At 70.3% G+C, this 18,216-nt stretch carries 9 protein-coding genes; 4 read left to right on the forward strand and 5 right to left on the reverse strand.

Annotation, left to right across the window (positions count from 1 at the left end):
• Positions 1-23 precede the first annotated feature (23 nt).
• The 4 genes from BLS97_RS01700 (at position 24) to BLS97_RS01715 (ending at position 10,348) form a co-directional block, all read left to right on the forward strand.
• On the forward strand, positions 24-3,851 hold the full coding sequence (locus BLS97_RS01700) for an ABC transporter ATP-binding protein (protein WP_231988302.1): 3,828 nt from the start codon (positions 24-26) through the stop codon (positions 3,849-3,851).
• Between the two features lie 48 nt (positions 3,852-3,899).
• Entirely contained in the window at positions 3,900-5,084 is a 1,185-nt protein-coding gene (locus BLS97_RS01705; RefSeq protein WP_090474256.1) for an acyl-CoA dehydrogenase family protein, read from the forward strand.
• Between the two features lie 170 nt (positions 5,085-5,254).
• Positions 5,255-9,082, forward strand: a complete 3,828-nt coding sequence (locus tag BLS97_RS01710) for a multifunctional oxoglutarate decarboxylase/oxoglutarate dehydrogenase thiamine pyrophosphate-binding subunit/dihydrolipoyllysine-residue succinyltransferase subunit (protein ID WP_231988303.1) — start codon at positions 5,255-5,257, stop codon at positions 9,080-9,082.
• A 213-nt stretch (positions 9,083-9,295) separates the two neighbouring features.
• Positions 9,296-10,348, forward strand: a complete 1,053-nt coding sequence (locus tag BLS97_RS01715) for a type IV toxin-antitoxin system AbiEi family antitoxin domain-containing protein (protein WP_090474258.1) — start codon at positions 9,296-9,298, stop codon at positions 10,346-10,348.
• Between the two features lie 572 nt (positions 10,349-10,920).
• Here BLS97_RS01715 and hutI read toward each other — a convergent pair.
• The 5 genes from hutI to hutH form a co-directional block, all read right to left on the reverse strand.
• On the reverse strand, positions 10,921-12,150 hold the full coding sequence (hutI, locus tag BLS97_RS01720) for an imidazolonepropionase (protein WP_090474259.1): 1,230 nt from the start codon (positions 12,148-12,150) through the stop codon (positions 10,921-10,923).
• Positions 12,138-13,475 carry a formimidoylglutamate deiminase gene (locus BLS97_RS01725; protein ID WP_090474260.1) on the reverse strand — a complete coding sequence of 446 codons (1,338 nt, stop codon included), beginning with the start codon at positions 13,473-13,475 and terminating at the stop codon, positions 12,138-12,140. The genes hutI and BLS97_RS01725 overlap by 13 nt, the downstream gene beginning before the upstream one ends.
• A gap of 110 nt (positions 13,476-13,585) precedes the next feature.
• Positions 13,586-14,821, reverse strand: a complete 1,236-nt coding sequence (locus BLS97_RS01730) for an allantoate amidohydrolase (protein WP_197676356.1) — start codon at positions 14,819-14,821, stop codon at positions 13,586-13,588.
• Positions 14,818-16,494, reverse strand: coding sequence for a urocanate hydratase (hutU, locus tag BLS97_RS01735; protein WP_090474262.1), 1,677 nt, complete (start codon positions 16,492-16,494; stop codon positions 14,818-14,820). The genes BLS97_RS01730 and hutU overlap by 4 nt, the downstream gene beginning before the upstream one ends.
• Before the next feature lie 77 nt (positions 16,495-16,571).
• Positions 16,572-18,143 (reverse strand): histidine ammonia-lyase, encoded by a 1,572-nt coding sequence (gene hutH, locus BLS97_RS01740; RefSeq protein ID WP_231988305.1) that lies wholly within the window; start codon positions 18,141-18,143, stop codon positions 16,572-16,574.
• Positions 18,144-18,216: the final 73 nt, after the last annotated feature.

Genomic DNA, 18,216 nt, shown 5'->3' on the forward strand with positions numbered 1-18,216 from the left:
GTGACCGCGGTTACCGTGACCAGGTGCCACCTGCCTCCGACGTCGACACCGATCTGCCCACCAATGCGGTCACCACGCCCGCCGCACCGGAGACACCCCGAGCCGCCGGGTGGATCCGCCGGCTGTGGGCATACTGCCGACGGCACCCGACCGCCGCCTGGCTGGCCGGGCTGTCCGCGCTCGCCGGGGTGGGCCTCGGAGCGCTGACTCCGCTACTGACCGGCGCCGCGGTGGACCATGCCCGCTCCGGGCACACCGCGGGCCTTCCGCTGATCATCACCGCACTGGTGGTGCTGGCCCTGATCCGCTTCGGGTCGTCGTTCATCCGCCGCTGGGCCGGCGGCCGGCTGTCCCTGGACGTGCAGCACGACATGCGTCAGGACGTGTTCGCCGCGTTGGCCCGCTTGGACGGGGCGGCGCAGGACGCGCTCCGCACCGGCCAGGTGGTCTCCCGCGCCTCGTCGGATCTGCAGATGGTGCAGGGCCTGCTGGCCGTCGTACCGCTGTCGGCCGGGCAGGTCGTGCTGTTCGTGGCCTCGCTGGCGATCATGGTGTGGCTCTCACCGTTGCTGACCCTGACCGCCCTGATCACCCTCCCGGCGATCTTCCTGCTGACCAGGGCCACCCGGACGACGCTGTTCCCGGCCACCTGGGCCGCCCAGCAGTCGGCGGCCGAAGTGGCCGAGATCGTCGAGGAGGACGTCACCGGCGTCCGGGTGGTGAAGGGCTTCGGCCAGGAGGACCGCGAGACCGGACGGCTCCGCCGGGGGGCGGCCCGGCTGTACGCGGACCGGATGCGGGCGGTCCGCCTCACCGCCCGGCTCAATCCCGGGTTGGTCGCGCTCACCGCCCTCGGGCAGGTCGGAGTGCTCGCCCTCGGCGGCTACCTGGCCCTGCACGGCACCATCAGCGTCGGCACCTTCCTGTCGTTCACCCTCTATCTGTCCCAGCTGGTGTCGCCCACCCGCACCCTGTCCTTCCTGCTCATCCTCGGTCAACAGGCCAGGGCCTCGGTGGAGCGGGTGGTGGAGATCATCGACTCCCGGGCGGCGATCACCGATCCGGTCGGGCCGGCCACCCCGGTTCCGCCCGGCCCGATCGACGTCGACCTGATCGGCGTCCGCTTCGGCTACACCCACGACGAGCCGGTGCTGGACGACTTCACCCTGCACGTCCCGGCTGGCTCCACCGTGGCGCTGGTCGGCGCGTCCGGCTCCGGCAAGTCGACGGTGTCCCTGCTGCTACCCCGCTTCTACGAGGGCCAGTCCGGCTCGATCCGGCTCGGCGGCGTCGACATCCGGGACTTCACCCTGGCCGACCTGCGAGGGACGGTCGGGGTGGTGTTCGAGGAGGCGTTCCTGTTCTCCGCCTCGATCGCGGCGAACATCGGATACGGCCGACCCGAGGCGACCGACGCCGATATCCGCGCCGCCGCACGGGCAGCAGAGGCCGAGGACTTCATCGACGCGCTGCCCGAGGGCTTCGACACGGTGATCGGCGAACGCGGCCTCACCCTGTCCGGGGGCCAGCGGCAACGTCTGGCCCTGGCCCGGGCGATGATCACCGATCCCAGGGTCCTCGTCCTCGACGACGCCACCAGCGCCGTCGACCCGGTGACCGAGGCGGCCATCCACAGCACCCTGCACCGACTGACCGCCGACCGCACGACCATCCTGATCGCGCACCGCCGTAGCACCCTGGAGCTGGCCGACACCGTCGCCATGGTGGTGGCCGGCCGGGTGGTGGACACCGGCACGCACGACGATCTGATGGTCCGCTGCGCGCCGTATCGCGAGTTGCTCGGCGGCGACGGCGAGGAGATCGACCGCTCCGCCCCGACCGCCCGGCCGGTGGCCGACCCGGCCGACGACGGCCTCACCCCCGATCTGTGGCCGGCCGTCGAAACGACGTCGGAGATGAAGATCCGGACCATCGAGAACCCCCGCGTCGGCGGTGGCCCGGGCGGGGGCATGCTCGGCTCGTTGCCGGCCACCCCCGACCTCCTGGCCCGGGTCGCCGCGCTCCCCCCGGCCACCGATCCGCCCCCGCCCGAACTGCCGGACGACCTAGTGGTGCCCAAGACCGGCAAGGCGGCCGCGGCCGCCTTGCAGGATCCGCACCCACTGCTGGGAAAGTTGTCGCTCAGCCGCACCCTGCGCCCGGTCCGGGCCCTGCTGATCCTGTCCCTGATCCTGATCGCGGCCGACGCGGTGGCCGCCCTGATGCTGCCGATTCTGATCAAACGCGGCATCGACGACGGCGTCGCCAAGGGCGCCATCGGAGTGGTGTGGACTGCATCGGTCATTTCCCTGCTGATCGTGGTGGCCGACTACGCGATCCAGCGCTGGCAGCAGATCGTCACCGGCAAGGCCGGTGAAACCGTCCTGTACGGCCTGCGCATCCGCGAGTTCGCCCACCTGCAGCGCCTCGGGCTGGACTTCTACGAACGAGAGATGGCCGGCCGGATCATGACGAGGATGACGGCCGACGTCGATGCCTTGTCGTCCTTCCTGCAGACCGGACTGGTCACGTCCGTCGTCTCGTTGGCCACTTTCGGCGGCATCGCGGTGGTCCTGCTCTTCATGAACGTCGGGCTGGCGCTCCTCGCCTTCTCGGTGCTGCCGCCACTGGCGGTGGCCACCTTCTTCTTCCGGCGCTACTCGACCAGGGCGTACACGGAGGCACGGGAGAAGGTCAGCATCGTGAACGCCGATCTGCAGGAGAACGTCTCCGGCATGCGGATCACCCAGGCCCTGGGCCGGGAGGAGACCAACGCGGCCGGTTTCGCCGCCCGCAGCGAGGACTACCGCCGCTCGCGGATGCGGGCCCAGACGGCGATCTCGATCTACTTCCCGTTCGTCGCTCTGCTCAGCGAACTGGCCGCCGCCCTGGTGCTCGGCGTCGGTGCGCACCGAGTGGTCACCGGGGCGGTGACGGCCGGAACCCTGGTCGCCTTCGTCCTGTACCTGGACTCGTTCTTCTCCCCGATCCAGCAGCTGTCGCAGATCTTCGACGGCTACCAGCAGGCCGCCGTGGGCCTGAGCCGGATCGGTGATCTGCTCTCCACCCCGACCTCGACCCCGCCGGCGGCCCATCCGGTCCCCGCGCCGGCGCTGACCGGTCACGTCGCGGCGAAGGACGTCGGATTCCGGTACTCCACCGCCCAACCGGGCGCCGCCGCCGCGCTGGACGGGGTGACCCTGGACATCACCTCCGGGGAGACGGTCGCCGTGGTCGGCCCGACCGGGGCCGGCAAGTCCACGCTGGTCAAGCTGATCGCGCGGTTCTACGACGTGACGTCCGGCGCGATCCTGATCGACGGCGTCGACGTCCGCTCGCTGGAGCTCGGCTCCTACCGCCGGCAGCTCGGTGTGGTGCCCCAGGAGCCGCACCTGTTCTCCGGCACGGTCCGCGACAACATCGCCTACGGGCGTCCGGACGCCTCCGACCGCGACGTCGAAGCGGCCGCCCGCTCGGTCGGAGCCGTCGCGGCCATCGCCGGGCTACGCGGCGGCTTCCGGCACCAGGTCGAGGAACGCGGACGCAATCTCTCGGCCGGGCAGCGGCAGCTGATCTCGCTGGCCCGGGCCGAGCTGGTGAACCCGGAGTTGCTGCTCCTTGACGAGGCCACCGCCGCGCTGGATCCGGCGGCCGAGGCCGCGGTGCTCGCGGCCACGGACCGTCTGGCCCGGGGGCGGACCACGATCGTCGTCGCGCACCGGCTGACCACGGCGTCCCGCGCCGATCGGATCATCGTCATGGACCACGGCAAGGTGGTCGAGATCGGCACGCACGCGGACCTGCTCGACCGCGGCGGCCTCTACAGCCGCCTCTACGCCGAGCAGCCGTGACGGAGCCTCGTGCGGCGCCGGGCCGGAACCGCTCGTAAGTTGGTCGGCATGACCCCCGTGTTGCCGGACCTGCTGAACATCGACGCCACGCTGAGCGACACCGAGCGGGACATCCGGACCGCCACTCGCCACCTGGTGGACGACCTGGTGCGGCCGCACATCGCCCGCTGGTATGCCGACGGCCGCATCCCGGCCCGGCAGCTGGCCGCCCAGTTCGGCGAGTCCGGTCTCCTGGGTATGCACCTCGACGGCTACGGGTGTGCCGGGGCCTCGGCGGTCGAGTACGGATTGGCCTGCCTGGAGCTGGAGGCCGGCGACTCCGGCGTCCGATCGCTGGTCTCGGTCCAGGGATCACTGGCCATGTATCCGATCTGGAAGTACGGATCGGACGAGCAGAAGGACCGGTGGCTGCCCGGGATGGCCGCCGGTGAACTGCTCGGCTGCTTCGGGCTCACCGAACCCGACTCCGGCTCCGACCCGGCATCGATGACCACCCGGGCGACCCGGACCGCCGACGGGTTCCGTCTCGACGGCGTCAAGATGTGGATCACCAACGGCACCGTCGCCGACGTGGCCGTCATCTGGGCCAAGACGACCGACGAGGACAGCGGGCGGGACGTGGTGCGTGGGTTCCTGGTGCCGACCGGCACTCCGGGATTCAGCGCGCGAGAGGTGCCGGCCAAGCTGTCCCTCCGTGCCTCGGCCACCGCGGAAATCGTTCTGCACGGGGTGGAGGTACCGGAGACGGCGATCCTGCCGCACGTCACCGGGCTCCGCGGACCGTTGGGCTGCTTGAACCAGGCCAGAGCCGGAATCCTCTTCGGCGCCCTCGGCGCCGCCCGCGATGCCCTGGCCAGCGCCCTGGACTATGCGACCACCCGCATCCAGTTCGGTCGACCGCTGGCCGGCTTCCAACTGACCCAGGCCAAGTTGGCCGACATGACGACCGCCTGGAACAGCGCCTACCTGATGGCCTTGCACATCGGCCGTGCGGTGGATGCCGGCACGGCCACCCCCCAGGCGATCTCCATGGGCAAGTTGCACTCCACCCGCACTGCGCTGGACATCGCCCGCACCAGCCGGACCATCCTCGGGGCCAGTGGCATCACCGGCGACTACCCGGTGATGCGGCACGCGGCCAACCTGGAAACGGTGCTCACCTACGAGGGAACGGCCGAGATCCATCAGCTGATCCTGGGCAAGGCCCTGACCGGATTCGATGCCTTCGCATGAGATCCGCGTGGCCCACCAACCCGGCCCAGGGTTGCGCCGACACGGAAAGGGAAACTGTGAGGCATGTCCCGCCGTCAGTTCACCCCGTTGCGTGACGGCGGACTAGCCTTGACAGGTCTACACATCGTCCAGAGTCGAGAAGGCGGATCGCGACAGTGTCGTCAGCCACCGTGCCAGAGTTCGGTCCCAACGACTGGTTCGTCGAGGAGAAGTACAACCAATTCCTCGCCGACCCGGCCAGTGTCGAGCAGATCTGGCGAGATTTCTTCACCGATCCCGTCGCCGAGCAGCGTAAAGCGTTGAGCAGCAACGGTTCCGCTGACACGGCGACACCAGCGGTCGCCGCCCCGGCGGCCCCGGCCGCACCTTCGGCCCCGGCGCCGGCGGCCGCCGCCCCGGCGGCGAAGACCCCGCCGCCCCCGCCGCCACCCGCCCGGAAGAACGGCGCTCCGGTCTCCTCTGCCCCCTCGGCGCCGGCTCCCTCGACGCCGGCCAAGGCGGCCCCCGCACCCGCCCCGGCCGCCAAGGCGCAGCCGATGACCGCCCCCGAACCGATCAAGCCGGCCGCCCGGACGGCCACCACGGCGACCCCGGACGACCTGGTCGTCAACAAGGCGGCGAAGGCGGCCCGGATCGCCGAGAAGAGCTCCGACGACGTCAGCGCCCCGCTCCGCGGCGCCTCCGCGGCCGTTGTCCGCAACATGACAGCCTCGCTGGAGGTCCCGACGGCCACGTCGGTGCGGGCCGTCCCGGCCAAACTCATCGGCGACAACCGCATCGTCATCAACAACTTCCTGCGCCGCAACCGCGGCGGCAAGGTGTCGTTCACCCACATCATCGGGTACGCGATCATCAAGGCCCTCGGTGCCTACCCGAACATGAACCGGCACTTCCAGGAGGTCGACGGCAAGCCGCAGATGGTCACGCCGGCCCACGTCAACCTGGGTCTGGCCATCGACCTGCCGGGCAAGGGTGGGCAGCGGACGCTGGTCGTCGTCCCGATCAGGAACTGCGAAGGGATGACCTTCACGCAGTTCTGGGCGGCCTACGAGGCGGTCGTCCGCAAGGCCCGCAACGGCGCGCTGACGGCCGAGGACTACGCCGGCACCACCATCTCGCTGACCAACCCCGGCGGCATCGGGACCGTGCACTCGGTGCCGCGGCTGATGTCCGGTCAAGGCACGATCATCGGCGTCGGGGCCATGGAGTACCCGGCCGAATTCCAGGGCGCCAGCGACCAGACCCTGTCCGAGCTCGGCATCTCCAAGATCATGACGCTGACCTCGACCTACGACCACCGGATCATCCAGGGCGCGGAGTCCGGCGAATTCCTCCGCCGGGTGCATCAGCTGCTGCTGGGCGAGGACGGCTTCTACGACGAGGTCTTCGCGTCGCTGCGCATCCCGTACGAGCCGGTTCGCTGGGTGCAGGACTTCGACGCCGGCCGGGCCGGATCGGTCGATCGCACGGCTCGGGTGCTGGAACTGATCGACGCCTACCGCACCCGCGGCCACCTGATGGCCGATACCGATCCGCTGAACTACCGCCAGCGCCGGCACCCCGACCTCGACGTGCTCTCGCACGGCCTGACCCTCTGGGACCTGGACCGCGAGTTCCCGGTCGGCGGGTTCAACGGCGCCGAGTTCATGAAGCTGCGCGACGTGCTCGGCGTACTCCGCGACTCCTACTGCCGCACCGTCGGCGTCGAGTACATGCACATCATGGACCCGGTGCAGCGCAAATGGATCCAGCAACGGGTCGAGGTCAAGCGGGACAAGCCGGGCCAGGACGAGCAGAAGTACATCCTGGGTCGGCTCAATGCCGCCGAGGCGTTCGAGACGTTCCTGCAGACCAAGTACATCGGTCAGAAGCGGTTCTCGCTGGAGGGCGGCGAGACGGTCATCGCGCTCCTCGACGCCGCGCTGAACCGGGCCGCCGAGTACGGCATGCACGAGGTCGTCATCGGCATGGCCCACCGTGGCCGCCTCAATGTGCTGGCCAACATCGTCGGCAAGCCGTACCAGCAGATCTTCCGCGAGTTCGAGGGCAACCTCGACCCGCGGCAGGCCCACGGTTCGGGTGACGTCAAGTACCACCTGGGGGCCGAGGGCAAGTACATCCGCCCGTTCGGTGACGGCCAGGTCGATGTCTCGCTGGTGGCCAACCCTTCGCACCTCGAAGTCGTCGACCCAGTGCTGGAAGGCGTGACCCGAGCCAAGCAGGACCTGCTGAACCTGGGCGAGGGCGGCTTCACGGTGCTGCCGATCGCGCTGCACGGGGACGCCGCGTTCGCCGGCCAGGGTGTCGTGGCCGAGACGATGAACCTGTCCCAGCTGCGCGGATACCGCACCGGCGGCACGGTGCACGTGATCATCAACAACCAGGTCGGTTTCACCACCGCCCCCGAGGCGTCACGTTCGTCGGAGTACTGCACCGACGTCGCGAAGATGATCCAGGCCCCGATCTTCCACGTGAACGGCGACGATCCCGAGGCCGCGGTCTGGGTGTCCCGCCTGGCCGTGGAATACCGGCAGGCGTTCGGCCAGGACGTCGTCATCGACATGGTCTGCTACCGGCGGCGCGGTCACAACGAGGGTGACGATCCCTCGATGACGAACCCGCTGATGTACCAGATCATCGACGGCAAGCGTTCCGTCCGGCGGATCTACACCGAGGCCCTGATCGGCCGCGGCGACCTGTCCCCGGAGGACGCCGAGGAGTCGCTGAAGGACTACCACCAGCAGCTGGAACGGGTGTTCAACGAGGTCAAGGAACTCGAGCGCGGCATCGCCGCGCCGAGCCCGTCGGTCGAGGCCGAGCAGCCGATCCCGCCGAAGGTCGACACCGCGATCCCGCTGGAGGTCCTGCACCGGATCGCCGACGCGCAGGTCGACTTCCCGTCCGGATTCACCGCTCACCCCCGGGTCAAGACGGTGCTGGAGCGTCGGGTGGAGATGTCGCGCAACGGCGGAATCGACTGGGCGTTCGGGGAGCTGCTGGCCTTCGGCTCGATCGCGATGGACGGCCGGTTGGTCCGGCTCTCGGGGCAGGACTCACGGCGCGGGACTTTCGTGCAACGCCACGCGGCGCTGATCGACCGCAACACCGGCGCGGAATACGTTCCGCTGCAGAATCTCTCGGAAGGTCAGGCCAAGTTCCTGGCTTACGACTCGGCACTGACCGAGTACGCCGGGCTCGGCTTCGAGTACGGCTACTCGGTGGCCAACCGCGAGGCCCTGGTGCTGTGGGAGGCGCAGTTCGGTGACTTCGTCAACGGTGCCCAGTCCGTCATCGACGAATACCTCTCCTCCGGCGAGGCCAAGTGGGGTCAGCAGACCGGCGTCGTGCTGTTGCTGCCGCACGGCCATGAGGGCCAGGGCCCCGACCACACGTCGGGCCGCATCGAGCGGTTCCTCCAGTTGTGCGCCGAGGGTTCGATGACGGTCGCGGTGCCCTCCACCCCGGCCAACTACTTCCACCTGCTGCGCCGGCACGTGTTCGACGGCGTCCACCGCCCGATGATCGTCTTCACCCCGAAGTCGATGCTGCGCAACAAGGCGGCCGTTTCCTCGGTCGCCGACTTCACCGAGGGCAAGTTCCAGTCGGTGATCCCGGACGTCTCGGCCGACCCCGGTGCGGTCAAGAAGGTGCTGTTCACCTCGGGCAAGCTGTACTGGGAACTGGACGCGCACCGCCGGGCCAACAGCATCACCGACACGGCGATCGTCCGGATCGAGCAGATCTACCCCGTGCCGCGGCGCAAGCTCGCGCACATCCTGGAGGCCTACCCGAACGTCACCGATTTCCGTTGGGTGCAGGAGGAACCGGCCAACCAGGGTTCCTGGACGTTCCTGGCCCTGGCGCTGCCCGAGATGCTCCCCCGGTTGACCGGGATCAAGCGGGTCTCCCGCCGCGCCATGGCCGCCCCGTCGGCCGGTTCGCTCCGGGTGCACGAAGTCGAGCAGGCAGCGGTGATCGCGGCGGCCTTCGCCGGCTGAGGCTGCCCTTCGGCGCATACATTGCTGCCCTGCGCAGTCGAAAGTGCCCGTATTCGCGCCGTTCCGGCCGGATACGGGCACTTTTGTGTGCGCAAGCGTCCGAAGGTCAGTGCGCAAGCGTTCGGAAGGTCAGTTGTGCACCGGCCTCCGAGTTGTCCACATTCCCCGCAGCTCGCTGGCCCCGGCTCGCCGCCGGCATCACGCTGGTCCAGCATGCAACGTCTCAGCGCACTGAACGAAGATCTCCGTCTGCTCGACTCGACCCGGAGGGGTCTGATCGTCACGTCGGATGCCCGCGAATTCGGGATCTCCGACAAGGTGATCCGTCGCCTCGAACGGGACGGCGACCTGCTGCAGTTGAGCAGTGGGGTCTACGCCGACCGGCTGCGGTTCGAGGCCGCATCGTCCTGGGAGAGATTCGGGTTGCGGAGCCGCGCGTGGACCATCAGCGGTCGCCGTGACGCATCGGCCAGTGACTTCTCGGCCGCGGCGATCCTGGGACTGCCCATGTGGGGTGAACCGCCCGACCTCCCCCGGGTGCTTCGTCCCGGTTCGGCCCATCGCGGCCATTCCCGGACCCCGAACGGTCGCATCCGCTTCGGCTGGCTCCCTCCGCACCACCGGTGGCCGTTCTCCAGTGTTGCGGTGACCAGCGCGGCGTACGCCTGCATCGACGTCATCCGGATGGGTAGCCGACTGCAGGGTCTCACCGTCGGCGACTACGCCCTGGCGGTCGGCATCACGCCCGAACAACTGTGGGACGTTGCGGAGAATCTCAAGCGGTACAAGGGAATGCAGTCGGTGGAGTGGGTTCTGAGCCGCGCGGATCGACGTTCGGAGAGCCCCGTGGAGTCGGCCGGACGGCTTGCCTGCCTGACCTTCGGACTGCCCGAGGCGGTGGCCAACCCGTGGATCATCGGAGGCGCCAAGCCGCGGCGGGTTGATCTCCTGCTGCCCGAGCACGGAATCGTCCTGGAGGCGGACGGTCAGATCAAGTACAACGATCGGCCCGATGCGGCGACGATCGTCATGGATCAGAACGACCGGGAGCGAGAGATCCGGGACCTCGACTTCGACGTCCTACGCTTCGACGCCGCCCTCGCGGTGGGTCGACCGGCCGAACTCGCGGGCCGCCTGCGGCGGATGATTGCCCGACGACGCGGACGCCGAGCGCCGGACTGCTGGTCGATGCAGCCGCCCCCAGGGTGGTCCGAGCCCGGTCTGGGGCAGGGCTGGCCGGACCCGACCTTCCGTGGGTTCTTGTGACGGGTTCCGGTGGCAAGTTCTTGTGACGGGTTCCGGTGGCGAGTTCTTGTGACGGTTCCGGTGGCGAGTTCATGGGACCGCCGGCGCGCATACCGAACGGCCAATTTCGGGCTCGGAACAGCGCAGAACGGGCCAACCAGCCCGCGCCCGGACGAACTGTATGCGCCGAACGACAGCCGCACCCATGGGACCGCCGGCGCGCATACCAAACGGCCCATTTCGGGCTCGGAACAGCGCAGAACGGGCCACCCAGCCCGCGCCCGGACGAACTGTATGCGCCGAACGACAGCCGCACCGGCGCGCATACCGAACGGCCCATTTCGGGCTCGGAACAGCGCAGAACGGGCCAACCAGCCCGCGCCGGGACGAAATGTATGCGCCGAACGACAGCCGCACCCATGGGACCGCCGGCGCGCATACCGAACGGCCCATTTCGGGCTCGGAACAGCGCAGAACGGGCCAACCAGCCCGCGCCGGGACGAAATGTATGCGCCGAACGACAGCCGCACGCCGACAGCCGTACGCCGACAGCCGATAGCCGCACGCCACCACCGCGCGCAGGAGCTGGTCAGCTAGACGGCACGCACGCCGGCGCGCCAGACGGCGTGCGTCATCGGCAGGCCGACCCGGTAGGCCAGGTAGTCGTGGCTCGGGGCGTCAAGGACATGCAGGTCCGCCCGCTTGCCGACCGCGACCACACCGACATCGGTGCGGGCCAGCGCTCTCGCGCCGCCGACGGTCGCCGCCGCCACGGCCTCGTCGGCCGTCAGGCCGCACTGGATCACGGCCAGCGCGACGGCCAGGGCCATCGACGGGGTGTAGCAGGAGCCCGGATTGCAGTTCGAGGCCAGCGCGACGGTGGCACCGGCGTCGATCAGGCGACGGCCAGGGGCCGGAGCCTGCCGGGTGGACAGATCGCACACCGGCAGCAGGGTGGCCACGGTGGACGAACCCCCGAGCAGGTCGATGTCCCGATCGGACAGATACGTGCAGTGGTCCACCGACACGGCACCACAATCGACCGCGATGCGGACCCCGGCTCCCTCGCCCAGCTGGTTGCCGTGCACCTTGAGCCCCAGTCCTTTCCGCATTCCGGCGGCCAGGATCCGGCGGGTACGGGGTTCGTCGAAGGCCCCTTCCTCGCAGAACACATCGATGAACTGGACGTTCGGCGCCACCGCGTCGAGCATCGGCCCGCAGACCAGATCCACGTAGGAATCCGGGTCGGAGGCAAACTCGGGTGCGGTCAGATGGGCCCCGAGGAAGGTCACCACGTCCACCCCGGCCGCGGCGGCCAGCGATGCCGACCGGGCCTCGTCCACCGTGGTCAGGCCGTAGCCGGTCTTGGTCTCGATGCAGGTGGTGCCGCCGGCCACCATCTCGGCGATCCGACGGTCGAGGCGGGCCGCCAGGTCGGGAGTGGATGCCTCGCGCGTGGCGGTCACCGTGGTCAGGATTCCGCCCGCCGCATAGGGTTGGCCGGCCATCCGGGCCGAGAACTCGGCCGAACGGTCGCCGGCGAACAAGAGGTGACTGTGCGAGTCGACCCAACCGGGTAGCACCGCCCGTCCGGCGGCGTCGAAGCCGATATCGGCCGGAGGGACCGCAGACGACGGTCCGACCCACACGATCCGGTCGCCCTCGATCACCACCGCCGCGTCCTCGACGATGCCGAGCGCTCCTGGCCCGGCCCCCGGGTCGTTCGTGACCAACCGGGAAATCCCGGTGATCGCCGTGGACCGAGCCGTATCGACCGACTTCCGCACCACGGCTCCTGTCGCCGAACCGGTCACGTTGACCATGCCTCTCTGATCGCATTCGCCAACAACGCACCCGGATCGCCGAGCCGCACGTGCACACCGTCCCGCGCCTGCACCACACCGCCGACCACGACGACGGCGACATCGGCGGCGGACGCCGACATCAGCAGCTGCAGTCCGACCGAGCCGGCGGTCCGGGCGCTCTCCGTCCGCACCGCCACGAAGTCTGCCGGTGCGCCGACGGCGATCCGGCCGGACGACGAGCCGATGCTCCGGTGGGACGCCGCGGTGGCCGCCTCCAGCAGAGCTTCAGGAGAGAAGGTTCCCCGAACGCCGGTGGCCAACCGTTCCCCGTACTCCAGTCCACGAGCCTGGGCGAACGGATCGGTGATCACATGCTGGTCGCCGCCCAGAGCCAGCATCGCGCCGGCCACCCGCAGCTGCGCGGCCCTGGGCAGGCCATCGGCCAGGTCGGCCTCGGTGGTCGGGCAGATGACGATCGAGCTTCGCGCGGCCCCCAGCAACTTGATGTCGTGCGAGGTCAGATGAGTGGCATGCACCGCCGCCGTCCGGTCGGAGAGCGCGCCGGCATCGTCGAGCAGCTGGGTCGGCGTGCGACCGGTGGCCGCCAGCGCGGCCTCGTTCTCCGCCAGCTGCTCGGACAGATGCACGTGCAGCGGCATCCCCGACGACTGGGCGAACCGGGCCACCACGGGCAGGTCGGCCACCGGCACGGCCCGCACCGAGTGGATGGCGGCGCCGGCCCGGATCGGTGCGTACTCCCCGATCGGTAGCGCGTCGGGCAGGGTCGCGACCCGGGCCGCCCATCCGGCCGCCGTCCCGTCGGTGAACCGCTGTTGGGACAAGTTCAACGGCCGGTCGAACCCACCGGCCAGGTAGGCGACGTCCAACAGGGTCAGACCGATCCCGACCTCGTCGGCGGCCTGTGCGGCGGCCAGCCCCATCGCGTTGGGATCGTCGTACCGTCCGCCGCCCGGAGCGTGGTGCAGGTAGTGGAATTCGCCGACCGCGGTGAAGCCGGCGCACACCATCTCGGTGTAGACGGCCACCGCCAGGGCGTGGAACGTGGCCGGCGTCAGGCGGTCGGCCAGCGAGTACATGGTGTCCCGCCAGGTCCAGAAGCTGCCGACGCCGGCCGAGTCGCCGTGCGTCCGGCCGCGCAATCCGCGGTGGAACAGGTGCGAGTGGGCATCGGCGAACCCAGGCAGCACCATTCCGGGCAGCAGTTCGTCGAACTCCCCCACGGCCGGTCCGACCGCGACGACGAGTCCATCGGCACACCGGATGTCGACCGGGCCGGTCAGTTCGCCGTCGACGAACGCAGACGTGCAGCGGTAGGTGGTCACCGGGGCGAGCGCAGCGACGGGGGATGTCACCGAGGCGAGCGCAGCGGGGGATGTCACCGAGGCGAGCGCAGCGGGGGATGTCACCGGGGCGAGCGCAGCGACGGGGGACGTCACCGGGCCAGCTCGGTGAGGGCGTCGGCCAGAGCCTCGATCCCGGCCAGGCAATCGGCGGTCTCGGCATGTTCGCCGGGAGCGTGCGAGATCCCGGTCGGGTTCCGGACGAACAGCATGGTGCTCGGGACCCGGTCGGCCAGGATGCCCGCGTCGTGTCCGGCGCCGGTCGGGATGACGGGTACCTTCAACGCGGACGCCAGATCCATGGTCAGTGCCGGGTCGAACATCACCTGATCCGACAGCGACTCCCGGTGGACGACCAGGGTGCAACCCTCCAGCTCCGCTTCCTCCCGAACGGCGGCGACGATCTCGTCGACCAGTGCCGCGGTGTCGGCGGCGGCGCCGTAACGGACGTCCATCCAGGCGTCGACAGATGACGCGATGACGTTGGTCCCGCCGGGGACCGGTTCCAGCCGCCCGATCGTGGCCACCGCCCCGTCGTACAGGCTCAGCGTCCGCCGGGCGGCCAGGATGGCCGCGGCGGCCGGGATCATCGGGTCGTGCCGGTCGGCAGGCCGGGTCGTCCCGGCGTGATTGCCCTCGCCGGTCAGCGTCATCCGCCACCGGCCGTGGGCGGTGATCTGGGTGCCGACGGCGACCGCGGCGTTCGGGTCGGCAGCGTGCAGCAAGCGGCCCTGTTCGACGTGCAGTTCGACGAAGGCGCCGATCATGGCCACGCGGTCCGGATCGGGTCCGATCGTCGTCGGGTCGAAGCCGACCCGACGGGCCGCGTCGGCGAACGAGATCGCGTCCGGGTCGTGCAGCCGGCGGACGTGCTCGGGGTCGGCCATGCCCGTCATCAGCCGAGAGCCGAGGCAGGGCAGACCGAACCGGCCGCCCTCCTCTTCGGCGAAGCACACCAGCGCGATCGGTTTGGCCGGCGCGAACCCGCGCACCCGCAGCTCGTCGATGGCCAGCAGCGACGATACGACGCCGAGGGGACCGTCGAACGCTCCCCCTCCGGGCACCGAGTCGAGGTGCGACCCGGTGACGACGGCGCCCGGGCCGGGCGTACCCCACCAGGCCCAGATGTTGCCGTTCCGATCGACCTCGGTGTCCAGCCCCCGTCGCGCGGCCTGGGCGGTGAACCATTCCCGCATCTGCATGTCGGCGTCGTCGAACACGTGCCGTGAGTAGCCGCCCCGACGATGGTCGCGGCCGACGGTGGCCAGTTCGGCCCAGGCCGAGTTGAACCGCCCGGACGCGGCCGGCGGCGGACCGTACTTCATCATCGGGCCGTTTCGGTGACGGACATCGGGATGACGAGCCCGGTGCGTTCGGCGGCCACCTCGGCCTCCGGGTAGCCGGCATCGACATGGCGGAGCACCCCGGTCGCCGGGTCGTTGGTCAGCACCCGCTCGAGCTTCCGCCCCGCCAGCTCGGTGCCGTCGGCCACGCACACCTGACCGGCGTGGATGGACCGGCCGATGCCGACCCCTCCGCCGTGGTGGATCGACACCCAGGACGCTCCCGAGGCGGTGTTGACCAGGGCGTTGAGCAGCGGCCAGTCGGCGATCGCGTCGGAGCCGTCGGCCATCGCCTCGGTCTCCCGGTACGGGGAGGCGACGGAGCCAGAGTCCAGATGGTCACGGCCGATGGCCAGCGGCGCACTGATCTGGCCATCGGCGACCATCTCGTTGAACCGGACCCCGGCCAGGTGACGCTCCCCGGCGCCGAGCCAGCAGATCCGCGCCGGCAGTCCCTGGAAGGCGATCTTCTCGGGGGCCAGGCGCATCCAGCGCTGCAGTTTCTCGTTGTCGGGGAACATCTCCCGCACGGCGACGTCGGTCGCGTAGATGTCCTTCGGGTCACCCGACAGCGCCGCCCAACGGAACGGGCCCTTGCCCTCGGCGAACAGCGGGCGAATGTAGGCCGGGACGAACCCGGGGAAGTCGAAGGACCGCTGGTAGCCGGCCAACTTGGCCTCACCGCGGATCGAGTTGCCGTAGTCGAACACTTCGGCCCCCCCGTCCATGAAGCCGACCATGGCCTCCACGTGCGTGGCCATCGAGTCACGGGCCCGATCGGTGAACTCCTCCGGCTTGCGTTCGGCGTAGTCGTGCCAGTCCTCCAGCGAGACCCCGGATGGGAGGTACCACAGCGGGTCGTGCGCCGATGTCTGGTCGGTGACGATGTCGACGTCGACGCCGCGGCGGAGCAGCTCCGGGACGATGTCGGCGGCGTTGCCGATGACGGCCACCGAGAGCGGCGTACGGGCGGCCTTGGCCCTCAGGGCCAGTTCGACTCCGTGGTCGAGACTGTCGGCCACGATGTCCAGGTAGCGGGTCTCGACGCGGCGGCGGGCGCGGTGCGGGTCGACCTCGATGCACAGTGCGACGCCGCCGTTGAGGGTGACGGCCAGCGGTTGGGCGCCGCCCATCCCGCCGAGGCCGGCGGTGAGCGTCAGGGTCCCGGCCAGCGAGCCGCCGAAGCGCTTGTCGGCCACCGCGGCGAAGGTCTCGTAGGTGCCCTGGACGATGCCCTGGCTGCCGATGTAGATCCACGACCCGGCCGTCATCTGGCCGTACATGGTGAGCCCCATGGCTTCCAGTCGACGGAACTCGGGCCAGTTGGCCCAGTCGCCGACGAGGTTGGAGTTGGCGATCAGCACCCGGGGGGCCCACTCGTGGGTGCGCAGGATGCCAACCGGCTTGCCCGACTGGACCAGCAGGGTCTCGTCCTGCTCCATGTCGATCAGGGACCGGGAGATGGCGTCGAACGACTTCCAGTCGCGTGCGGCCTTACCGGTGCCGCCGTAGACCACGAGATTGTCCGGGTCCTCGGCGACCTCGGGGTCGAGGTTGTTCTGCAGCATCCGCAGCGGGGCCTCGGTGGCCCACGACTTGGCGGTCAGGGTGGTGCCGCGGTTCGCGCGGACGGGACGGGCACCGGGGAGAGCTGACATCGGTGGGGGCTCCTCGCTGAGGTTCGGCTGCTGGGCGGCCTGGGCTGGATTCAGTCGGGTCGGACGGCTCGGAGGGACTACCCGGGCAAAAGGGGCTGGACGGTGCTGGTCACGGCATGCGAGTCGAGCAGTCCGACCACGGCGTCGATCTCCGGCCCGAGATGACGGTCCGGCCCGGGGCCGTCGACCACGGTGCGGACCAGGTCATGGACGGCTCCGGTGACGGGCCCCGGGGCCAGTGGTGCCCGGAAGTCCAGGGCACGGGCCGCGGTCAGGATCTCGACGGCCAGTACCCGGCGCAGCCCGTCGACCGCCCGCCGCAACTTGCGGCCGGCGTGCCAGCCGAGGGACACGTGATCCTCCTGCATGGCCGACGACGGGATCGAGTCGACCGACGCCGGGACGGCCAGCCGCTTGAGTTCGGCGACGATCCCGGCCTGGGTGTACTGGGCGATCATGTGTCCGGAGTCGACGCCGACCTCGTAGGCCAAGAACGGGGGCAGACCGTGGCTGCGGTTGGCGTCCAGCATTCGGTCGGTGCGGCGTTCGGCGATGTTGGCCACGTCGGCCACCGAGATGGCCAGGAAGTCGAGCACGGCGGCGAGCGGGGCGCCGTGGAAGTTGCCGTTGGACTGAACGCTCCCGTCGGGCAGCACCACCGGATTGTCGATGGCGCTGGCCAGCTCGCGGTCGGCGATCAGGGCGGCGTGCGCGGCAGTGTCCCGGGCCGTGCCGTGCACGGCCGGCGTGCAGCGCAGGGAGTAGGCATCCTGCACCCGGGTGTCCTCCGGACCGGCATGGGACGCCACGATCGGCGAGCCGGCCAGGGCGGCGGCCATCCGGGCGGCCGAGATGCCCTGTCCCAGCTGAGGGCGGAGGGCGTGCAGGGCCGAGGCGAACACCCGGTCGGTGCCCAGCAGCGCCTCGACCGACATCGCCGCCGAGATGTCGGCGACGTCGAGCAGTTCGTTGATGTCGGCCAGCGCCATCAACAGCATCCCGAGCATCCCGTCGGTGCCGTTGATCAGGGCCAGACCCTCCTTCTCGGCCAGTACCACGGGGGTGAGCCCGGCTGCGGTCAGCGCGGCCAGGGCAGCCACCTCGGCACCCGATGCGTCGTTCACGGTGCCCTCGCCGATCAGCGCCAGGGCCGCGGCGGCCAACGGGGCCAGGTCGCCGGAACACCCGAGGGACCCGTACTCCGGGACGACCGGCGTGATGCCGGCGTTGAGCATCCCGGCGTAGGCCTGGGCGGTGGCCGGCCGGATGCCGGTGCGTCCGGTGCACAGGGTGGACAGGCGCAACAGCATCAGGCCGCGGACCACCTCGATCTCGACCGCCGGGCCGCTTCCGGCCGCGTGCGACCGGATCAGCGACGTCTGCAGGGCGGCCCGCCGGTCGACGGAGATGTGCTTCGTCGCGAGGGCTCCGAAGCCGGTGGAGATCCCGTAGTGCGGGACCGTGTCACCGGCCAGGGCGTCGATGACGTTCCGGGTGATCGTCATCTCGGCCAGCGCGTCGGCGGCGATGACGACCGCGCGGCGACCGCGGGTCACGTCCAGGAACTCCGCCGGCGTCATCGGTCCGACCCCGATTTCGACCGGTTCGAGGGCGCTGGGGGTCGGCAGGACGGCGGAGGTGAGATTCACGCCTTCATTGGATGCCTGCACCACGCACCGGCGCGAGGGCGCCAAGATGGTTGCTGTCCGGTATACCGGACAA

Origin of the sequence: Nakamurella panacisegetis, assembly GCF_900104535.1 — a bacterium.
Lineage (GTDB): Bacteria > Actinomycetota > Actinomycetes > Mycobacteriales > Nakamurellaceae > Nakamurella > Nakamurella panacisegetis.